Annotated in this window: 8 protein-coding genes; 1 reads left to right on the top strand and 7 read right to left on the bottom strand. The window is 70.8% G+C overall.

Going from position 1 to position 9,110, the window contains the following annotated elements; all coding sequences use genetic code 11:
- Window positions 1-79: 79 nt before the first annotated feature.
- The 5 genes from gatB to gatC form a co-directional block, all read right to left on the bottom strand.
- Window positions 80-1,561 (bottom strand): Asp-tRNA(Asn)/Glu-tRNA(Gln) amidotransferase subunit GatB, encoded by a 1,482-nt coding sequence (gatB, locus tag DPA01S_RS13290; RefSeq protein WP_007634005.1) that lies wholly within the window; start codon window positions 1,559-1,561, stop codon window positions 80-82.
- A gap of 10 nt (window positions 1,562-1,571) precedes the next feature.
- Window positions 1,572-2,606: an ATP-dependent 6-phosphofructokinase gene (locus tag DPA01S_RS13285; protein WP_061229407.1), complete on the bottom strand. Its 1,035-nt coding sequence runs from the start codon at window positions 2,604-2,606 to the stop codon at window positions 1,572-1,574.
- 92 nt (window positions 2,607-2,698) lie between these two features.
- Complete coding sequence (locus DPA01S_RS13280; RefSeq protein ID WP_061229408.1) at window positions 2,699-4,099, bottom strand: DHA2 family efflux MFS transporter permease subunit; 1,401 nt, start codon at window positions 4,097-4,099, stop codon at window positions 2,699-2,701.
- Entirely contained in the window at window positions 4,096-5,550 is a 1,455-nt protein-coding gene (gatA, locus tag DPA01S_RS13275) for an Asp-tRNA(Asn)/Glu-tRNA(Gln) amidotransferase subunit GatA (protein WP_061229409.1), read from the bottom strand. Before gatA ends, DPA01S_RS13280 begins: the two co-directional genes overlap by 4 nt.
- Window positions 5,547-5,846, bottom strand: a complete 300-nt coding sequence (gene gatC, locus DPA01S_RS13270; RefSeq protein ID WP_061229410.1) for an Asp-tRNA(Asn)/Glu-tRNA(Gln) amidotransferase subunit GatC — start codon at window positions 5,844-5,846, stop codon at window positions 5,547-5,549. The genes gatA and gatC overlap by 4 nt, the downstream gene beginning before the upstream one ends.
- Before the next feature lie 77 nt (window positions 5,847-5,923).
- On the opposite strand from gatC, the gene DPA01S_RS13265 reads away from it, so the two are divergent.
- The gene (locus DPA01S_RS13265) at window positions 5,924-6,577 is read left to right on the top strand and encodes an ACT domain-containing protein (protein WP_043569170.1); all 654 of its coding nucleotides are present in this window, start codon (window positions 5,924-5,926) and stop codon (window positions 6,575-6,577) included.
- Here the strand turns inward: DPA01S_RS13265 and DPA01S_RS13260 are convergent.
- Window positions 6,543-6,932, bottom strand: a complete 390-nt coding sequence (locus tag DPA01S_RS13260) for a hypothetical protein (protein ID WP_061229411.1) — start codon at window positions 6,930-6,932, stop codon at window positions 6,543-6,545. The two genes, DPA01S_RS13265 and DPA01S_RS13260, sit on opposite strands and share 35 nt — an antisense overlap.
- Window positions 6,929-9,109, bottom strand: a complete 2,181-nt coding sequence (gene ligA, locus DPA01S_RS13255) for an NAD-dependent DNA ligase LigA (protein WP_061916912.1) — start codon at window positions 9,107-9,109, stop codon at window positions 6,929-6,931. Before ligA ends, DPA01S_RS13260 begins: the two co-directional genes overlap by 4 nt.
- Window position 9,110 lies beyond the last annotated feature (1 nt).

The following is a 9,110-nucleotide window of genomic DNA, read 5'->3' as shown; positions in this document are numbered from 1 at the left end:
CGACGGACCCCGCCCTGCCTGATCGGCGGGGCGAGGTCCGGACGTGAGGGACGACCGACGGAGTAGCCGGTTGTACCGCCTAGCTACAGGCGGCGATCACCAACTCCTTCACGCGAGCCGGATCCGCCTGGCCGCGGGTGGCCTTCATGACCGCACCGACGATCGCGCCTGCGGCCTGCACCTTGCCGGAGCGGATCTTGTCCGCGATGTCCGGCTGAGCGGCGAGCGCATCGTCGACGGCCTTCTGGAGCGCCGAGTCGTCGCGGACCACCTCGAGGCCCTTGTCCGCCACGATCTGATCGGGCTCGCCCTCACCGTCGAGGACCGCGTCGACGACCTGTCGGCCCAGCTTGTTGGTGAGCTTGCCTTCGGCGACCAGCTCGATGACCCGCGCCAACTGCGTCGGCGTGATGGCGAGGGCGTCCAGTTCGACGCCCCTCTTGTTGGCCTGCTGCGTCAGGTAGGACACCCACCACGACCGGGCCTCGGCGGGCGGCGCGCCGGCATCGACAGTGGCGAGGATGAGGTCCAGGGCGCCGGCGTTGACGAGATCGCGCATCTCCTCGTCCGACACGCCCCAGTCCGCCTGCACGCGCGCCCGACGCACCCACGGCAGTTCCGGCAGCGTCGCGCGGATCGACTCGATGAGCTCCTCCGTCGGCTCGACGGGCGCCAGATCCGGCTCGGGGAAGTAGCGGTAGTCCTCGGCCGACTCCTTCGGGCGACCGGCGGTCGTCGTGCCGTCCGACTCGTGGAAATGCCGGGTCTCCAGGACGACCTCGCCGCCCGACGTCAGTACGTCCGCCTGGCGGCACATCTCGTGGCGCACCGCGATCTCGACGCTGCGCAGGGAGTTGACGTTCTTGGTCTCGGTGCGGGTGCCGAACTCGGTGGCGCCCTTGGGCATCAGGGAGACGTTCGCGTCGCAGCGCATCGACCCCTGATCCATCCGGACGTCGGACACGTCGAGGCTCTTGAGAAGGTCACGCAGCGCCGACACGTAGGCGCGCGCGATCTCGGGGGCCCGCTCCCCCGCCCCGACGATCGGCTTGGACACGATCTCGATGAGCGGCACGCCCGCACGGTTGAAGTCCAGCAGCGAGTGCGTGGCGCCGTGGATGCGTCCGGTCGCCGAGCCCACATGCGTGGACTTCCCGGTGTCCTCCTCCATGTGGGCGCGCTCGATGTCCACGCGCCAGGTGGAGCCGTCCTCGAGCTGGACGTCGAGGTAACCATCGTGGGCGATCGGCTCGTCGTACTGCGAGATCTGGTAGTTCTTCGGCTGATCCGGGTAGAAGTAGTTCTTCCGCGCGAACCGGCTGTACGGCGCGATCGAGCAGTTCAGCGCGAGACCGATCTTGATGGCCCACTCCACCGCCTGCCGATTGGCGACCGGCAACGCGCCCGGCAGGCCGATGCACACCGGACACACCTGCGTGTTGGGCTCGGCCCCGAACGCGGTCGGACACCCGCAGAACATCTTGGTGTTGGTGTGCAGCTCGACGTGCACCTCCATACCCATGACGGGATCGAAACGTGACACGACCTCGGTGAACTCCATGCCGAACAATCTAGCCGAAGAGGCAGGCGGCCTCGCGGTAGCGGTCCTCCGGAACGGTCTTGAGCACCGACACGGCCTCCTCGACCGGCACCATCGCGATCGACTCCCCGCGCAACGCCACGATCTGGCCGAAATCCCCGCGGTGCACGGCGTGCGCCGCGTGCACCCCGAACCGCGTCGCCAGGTTGCGGTCGTAGGCGGTCGGCGTGCCACCCCGCTGGATGTGGCCCAGCACCGTGGTGCGGACGTCGCGGTTCATGCGTTCACGGATCGCCGTCGCCATCTGGTCGGCGACCCCGGTGAAGACCTCGTGTCCGAACTGGTCGGTGCCACCCTCGCGCAGGGTCATCCCGGAGCCCTCGACGGGCGTCGCGCCCTCGGCGACCACGCAGATGCCGTAGGCCTCCCCCATCTGGAAGCGACGCTTCATCACCTTGCACACGTAGTCGATGTCGAACGGGACCTCGGGGATCACGATCATGTGAGCCCCCGAGGCGAGTCCGGCGTGCAGAGCTATCCACCCGGCGTGGCGGCCCATCACCTCGACCAGCATGACCCGCTCGTGGGACTCGGCTGTCGTGTGCAGACGGTCGATGGCGTCCGAGGCGATCGATACGGCCGTGTCGAAGCCGAAGGTGTAGTCCGTGCCGCCGACGTCATTGTCGATGGTCTTCGGCACGCCCACGACCGGGATTCCGTTCTCGGTGAGCCACCGGGCGGCCTTGAGCGTCCCGTCGCCGCCGATCGCCACCAGGGCGTCCAGGGCGTGCCTCTCGAGCGTCCGACGGATCTCCGGGAGGCTGGCCGTCAGAACGTCCGGGTTGAGTCGGCCGGTCCCGAGGATCGTGCCACCGCGGAGCAGGATCCGGTCGATGCCCTCGTCGTCGAACAATGGGACCGCACGGTCCTCCACCAGGCCGGACCACCCGTCCTGGAAGCCCAGGACCGGCGAGTCGTACTCGGAGTTGGCGGTGCGGACCAGGGCGCGGATCACCGCGTTGAGGCCCGGGCAGTCGCCGCCGGCGGTGAGGACACCTATACGCACGTCGAGCTCCTCTCGGTTCCCCCGCAGTCTAGGGGCGCACGGCCTCCCGCCGCGCGGGTCACCTCGCCGCGCCGGTCACCTCGCCGAGCGGGTCACCTCGCCGGGCTGGTCGACGGCTCCGCGGGCGACCGATCGCCCGTCTTGAACGCCATCGTGGCGAGGCCGCCGAGAAGGACGACCACCGCGGGGAGGAACATCGAGTCAGCGACCGCCTGTCCGATGTCCCCGTGCGCGACCTGGCGGGCCTGCATGAGCGCGCCGATCGCGGCGGAACCCAGCACTGCGCCGACCTGACGAGTGGTGTTGTACACACCCGACCCGGCTCCCGCGGAGGCCAGCTCGAGGCGGCGCATGGCGGTGGAAGACGTCGGCGCCCACACACACCCGTTGGCCACCCCCATCAGAGCGATCGGGCCGAGCAGGACGAGCACCGGCGTCTGCGAGTCCATCACCAGCGCCAGCCAGAACAGGGAGATCGCGAAGGAGAAGTACCCGACGCCCGTGAAGATCCGCGGGTCCAGGCGGTCGGCCCACCGGCCCACGGCCGGCGCGAGGACACCGGCGACCAGGGCCATCGGCAGCAGCATGAGCCCGGCCCGTGTCGGGGTCAGCTCCTTGACCCCCTGGAGGTAGAACATGAGCGGCACCATGGTCCCCGCGGTGACGAACCCGATCGTCGACACGCCGAACGTGCCGATCGAGAAGTTGCGGTCGCGGAACAACCGTAGAGGCACCAGTGGCTCGGTACGCACGCGCGACTGCCACCACACGAACAGGGCGAGCCCCACGACGCCGGCCACGATCAGCGCCGCGGTCGTTCCGCCCCAGCCGTGCGACTCGCCCTGCTGGATGCCGAACACCAGCAGGAACATGCCGATCGCCGACAGCACGATTCCGGGCACGTCGTAAGAGCGCGTGCGCGTCTCCAGTACCGGCACCCACAGCCACACCAGCACCACGGCGAGCACGCCGAACGGGATGTTGACGAAGAAGATCCACCGCCAGTCGAAGGCGTCGATCAGCACGCCGCCGAACACCGGGCCGACCACCGAGGCGATCCCGGCCACGGCACCCCACGTGCCCATGGCCGCACCGCGGCGCTCGGGCGCGAAGACGCGCGTGATCACGCTCAGCGACTGCGGCGTCAGGAGCGCGGCACCGACGCCCTGGAACACCCGGGCGACGATGAGCATCTCGACGTTCGGGGCGAGGCCGCACCACAGCGAGGCCCCGGTGAACACCACCAGGCCGGCGATCGCGACCGTGCGCGGCCCGATCTGGTCCCCGAGCCGCCCGGTGAACAGCAGCGGGACCACGTACGCCAGCAGGTAGGCGCTCGTCACCCAGATCACCTGGTTGGTGCTGGCACCGAGCTGGGTGACGAACGCGTCGGTGGCCACGGCGACGATCGTCTGGTCCACCAGGATCATGAAAAACCCGATGACCAGGGCCGCGAGGGCCTTCCAGGCGTCCCGCTCGGGGACCGTGGTCACGCTATCGCGCCTCTCGCGGCCTCGTACGCGGCGCCCACCCGGTAGAGGCGGTCGTCGGCGAGCGCCGGCGCCATGATCTGCAGGCCCGCGGGCAGACCGTCGACCAGACCGGACGGCACGGACATGCCACAGTGCCCGGCGAGGTTGAGCGGCAGCGTGCACAGGTCGAACTGGTACATCGCGACCGGGTCCTCGACCTTGTCCCCCAGCGGGAACGCGGTCGTCGGCGTGGTGGGCGAGACGAGGACGTCCACCTTCTCGTAGGCGGCGTCGAAGTCGCGCGCGATGAGCGTGCGCACCTTCTGCGCCTGGCCGTAGAAGGCGTCGTAGTAGCCGGCGGACAGCGCGTAGGTGCCCAGCATGATGCGGCGCTTGACCTCCGGCCCGAAGCCGGCCTCGCGACTCGCGGCCATGACCTGGTCGGCCGAGCCCTCGCCGGTCCGCAGGCCGTAGCGCATCGCGTCGAAGCGCGCGAGGTTGCTGGAGACCTCGGACGGGAGGATGAGGTAGTAGGCGGGCAGGGCGTAGCGGAAGTTGGGGCAGGAGACCTCGGCGATCTCGGCGCCCAGCTCTCGCAGGGTGTCGACCGCGGCGCGGAATGACGCCTCGACGCCGGGCTGGTAGCCCTCCCCCGAGAACTCCGAGACCACGCCGACGCGCAGCCCGGTCAGGTCGCCCTTCGCGCCCTCGCGGGCGGCCGCGACGACATCCGGGATCGCCACATCGAGGCTCGTGGAGTCGCGCGGGTCGTGCCCGGCGATCACCTGGTGCAGCAGGGCGGTGTCCTCGACGGTGCGGCCGCAGGGCCCGCCCTGGTCGAGCGAGGAGGCGCAGGCCACGAGGCCGTAGCGCGAGACGGTGCCGTACGTGGGCTTGACGCCGACCGTCGCGGTGAGCGCGGCGGGCTGGCGGATCGACCCACCGGTGTCGGTGCCGATGGCGAGCGGGGCCTGGTGGGACGCGAGCGCCGCGGCCGATCCGCCGCCCGACCCGCCCGGCGTACGGCTGGGGTCCCACGGGTTGCGGGTGGGCCCGTAGGCCGAGTTCTCGGTGGAGGACCCCATGGCGAACTCGTCCATGTTGGTCTTGCCGAGGATCGGGATACCCGCCTCCCGCAGCCGGCCCGTCACGGTCGCGTCATACGGCGAGCGGTACCCCTCGAGCATGCGCGAGCCGCACGTGGTGGGCGCGTCGGTGGTGGTGAACACGTCCTTCAGGGCGATGGGCACGCCGGCCAGCGGGCCGAGCGCCTCACCGGCGGCCAGGCGGGAGTCGACGTCCCGGGCCGCCGCGAGGGCCTCGTCGGCGCCCACGTGCAGGAAGGCGTTGATCTCGCCGTCGACCTCGTCGATCCGGTCCAGGTGCGCACGGGTGACCTCCTCCGAGGACACCTCCCGCGCGGCGATCCGGCCCGCCAGCTCGGCGGCGGTGGCGGTGGTGAGCTCGGTCATGCGTCCTCTCCCAGGATCTGCGGGACCTCGAAGCGCTGCTCGTCGGAGGCCGGGGCCTGGTCGAGCGCCTGTTCCGGGGTCAGACCCGGGGCGACCACGTCGTCCCGGTACACGTTGGTGATCGCGGTGGGGTGGCTCATCGCCGGGACGTCGTCCGCGGCGACCTCGGAGACGGCCTGCACGTGGTCGAGGATGTCGGTGAGCTGCTGTGCGAACGAATCCAGCTCGGCGTCGCTCAGTTCCAGGCGGGAGAGCCTGGCCAGATGCGCGACGTCCCCGCGTGAGATCGAGGTCACGTGCCTGCCCCTTTCCGTGGCGTGGTCGGTACCGGCCCAGCCTAGTCAGGCCGCGGGGGTGCGGCACAATGGGCGTCATGTCTTATCTCCTCCGCGTCATGTTGCCCGACCGACCGGGCAGCCTCGGCTCCCTCGCGGTGGCCCTGGGAACCGTTGACGCGGACATCGTCAGCCTCGACGTCGTGGACCGTTTCGACGGTGTCGCGGTCGACGACATCGTCGTGGACGTCCCCCACGGCACCTTCCCCGACACCCTCATCACGGCCGCCGAGCGGCTCGACGGCGTGGTCGTGGACTCCCTGCGTCCGTTCGGCGGGATCCTCGACGCCCATCGCGAGCTCGAGCTGATCGACGCGGTCGCCGGGGCGGGCGCCGGGGCCGCGCAGATGCTCGCCGACGAGATCCCCGCCGCGCTGCGCGTCGGCTGGGCGCTGGTGCTGGAGGTGACCGGCGACGCGACGTGTCGGCTGGTGGCGCGCGGGGAGTCCGCGCCGATGTGGGAGGGGGGCGAGGTCCCCGTCGTCTGCGGCCTGGCTCGCGTCACCGCACTGGATGACGACGACGAGGTCCCGGCCGAATGGACGGCGATGGACACCGCGCTGGCGGCGGCGCCCCTGAACGCCGGGCACGTCCTGGTGGTCGGTCGGCCCGGCGGCCCGTCGTTCCGGCCGTCGGAGATCGCCCGTCTCGGCTACCTCACGGGGATTCTGCGCTCGCTGCACGCCGGCTGAGGCGCGTCGTCACCGCGATCGCGGCAGAGACGAGGGCGACCGCCGGGAGGATCCACGCGAGGTCGGTCATGAGCTTGATCTGCCGGAACTGCTCGTTCGACAGGAACTGCAGCCCCTCCTCACACGAGTAGAGACAGGCGATCGGGTTCGACATCCCGGCGCCCCAGAGACCCAGCAGGCCGACGAACGCTCCGGCTGCCACCCCTGCGACGGCGGCCGCCAGCGTTCCGACGACGTCCACCGGTCCCCCACCCGGCCGGCCGAGGCGGGAGGCCACCAGCGCGAGTGCGAACCCGACGACCCCTCCGAAGACCAGCGGCCAGGGGAACTGGACGAGGGGCGTCCCTATCGTCACCGGTCGACGTCCTCAGTGTCCGGATCCGCGGTTCCCGCCGGGGCGGGCCCGTTCTCCATGAGCTCGACGAAGCCCGCCTCGTCGAGGATGGTCAGACCCAGCTCCTCGGCCTTCGCCGCCTTCGAGCCCGGGTTGTCGCCCACCACCACGTAATCGGTCTTCTTGGACACCGACCCCGAGGCCTTTCCGCCGCGGGCGATGATGGCCTCCTTGATGCCGTCGCGGGTGAAGCCCTCGAGGGAGCCCGTGGCGACGATCGTCAGCCCCTCGAGCGTGCGCGGGATCGACTCGTCCCGCTCGTCGGCCATCGAGACGCCGGCCGCCGCCCACCGGTCGACGATCTCGCGATGCCAGTCGACGCCGAACCACTCCACCACCGACGCGGCGATCGTCTGACCCACGCCGTCGGTCTCGGCCAGCTCCTCCTCGGATGCCGCGCGGATGGCCTCCATCGTCCCGAACCTGGTCGCGAGGGCCCGCGCCGCCGTGGGGCCGACATGTCGGATCGACAGGGCGACGAGGACCCGCCACAGCGGCCGGTCCTTCGCGGTGGCGAGGTTGGCCAGCAGCTTGCGTCCGTTCTCGGTGAGCACGACCTGCTCGGGCTCGGCCCCCTCCTCGATCTGCTTCCGCGTCGCCTTCTCAATACGGGTGTAGAGGTGCGTGCGGAGGAGGTCGGCCTCGGTGAGATCGAAGAGCCCGGCCTCGTTCTCGAGCACCCCACTGGCGAGGAGGTCGGACGCGCCCTCATATCCGAGTGCCTCGATGTCCAGCGCGTTGCGGGAGGCGAGGTAGAACAGCCGCTCGCGCAACTGGGCGGGGCACGACCGCTGGTTGGGGCATCGCCAGTCGGCGTCGCCCTCACGGGCGGGGGCCAGGACGGTGTCGCATTCGGGGCAGCGCTCGGGGAAGACGAACTCTCGCTCCGTCCCGTCGCGGCGCTCGACCACGGGGCCGAGGACCTCGGGGATCACGTCGCCGGCCTTGCGGATCACCACCGTGTCGCCGATGAGCACACCCTTGCGGATCACCTCGGTCTGGTTGTGGAGCGTCGCGAGCGAGACCGTCGACCCGGCGACGAGGACCGGCTCCATGTAGGCGAACGGGGTCACGCGCCCGGTCCGGCCGACGGAGACCCGGATGTCGAGGAGCTCGGTCATGACCTCCTCGGGCGGGTACTTGTAGGCGATCGCCCACCGCGGGGCCCGGGAGGTCTGGCCGAGGCGACGCTGGACGGCGCGGTCGTCGATCTTCACGACGAGTCCGTCGATCTCGTGCTCGGGGTCGCTGCGGTGCTCACCCCAGTACCGCATCCGCTCGACCACCTCCTCGACCCCGGTCGCGGGCGCGGTGTGCGGTGAGACCGGCAGGCCCCAGTCCGCCAGGGCGAGGTAGACGTCGTGGAGACTCTCGAACGTCGCCCCCTCCACCGCCCCGAGCCCGTGGCAGTACATGCCGAGACGACGTTGGGCGGTGATGGCGGGGTTCTTCTGCCGCAGCGACCCGGCGGCGCTGTTGCGGGGGTTGGCGAACGGCGCCTTGCCCTCGGCCACCAGCCGGGCGTTGAGCTCGGCGAAGTCCTCGAGGCGGAAGAAGACCTCCCCGCGGACCTCCAGAAGCGAAGGCACCGGCCGGTCCGGCGTCGGGGTGAGGGTGACCGGGATGTCCTCGATCGTGCGGGCGTTGAGGGTGACGTCCTCACCGGTCCGCCCGTCGCCGCGGGTGGCCGCGCTGACCAGCTTCCCGTCGCGGTAGACCAGATCCAGGGCCACGCCGTCGATCTTCACCTCGCACAGGAACGGCAGCCGGTCCTCGGGCACACCGGCCTGCTCGACCGCGGAGGCGACCCAGTCGCGCAGCTCCTCCTCGGAGAAGACGTTGTCGAGACTGGTCATCCGCTCCAGGTGCTCGACCGGGGCGAAGTCGGTGGAGAACCCACCGCCGACCAACTGCGTGGGCGAGTCGGCGGTACGCAGTGCCGGGTACTTCTCCTCGAGCGCCTGCAGTTCCCCGAAGAGCCGGTCGAACTCGGCGTCGGAGACGATCGGCGCGTCCTTGACGTAGTAGCGGAACTGATGGTCGCGGACGGTCTCCGCGAGCTCGGTCCACTCCTGCCGGATCTCCGGCGGGATGTCCCCGGTGCCGACGGGCTCGGTGCTGTCGCTCGCTTGGCTCACA

This window comes from Dietzia papillomatosis NBRC 105045, from assembly GCF_001570845.1.
In the GTDB taxonomy this organism is placed as follows: Bacteria; Actinomycetota; Actinomycetes; order Mycobacteriales; family Mycobacteriaceae; genus Dietzia; species Dietzia cinnamea.
This window is presented reverse-complemented; position numbering and strand designations above follow the sequence as displayed.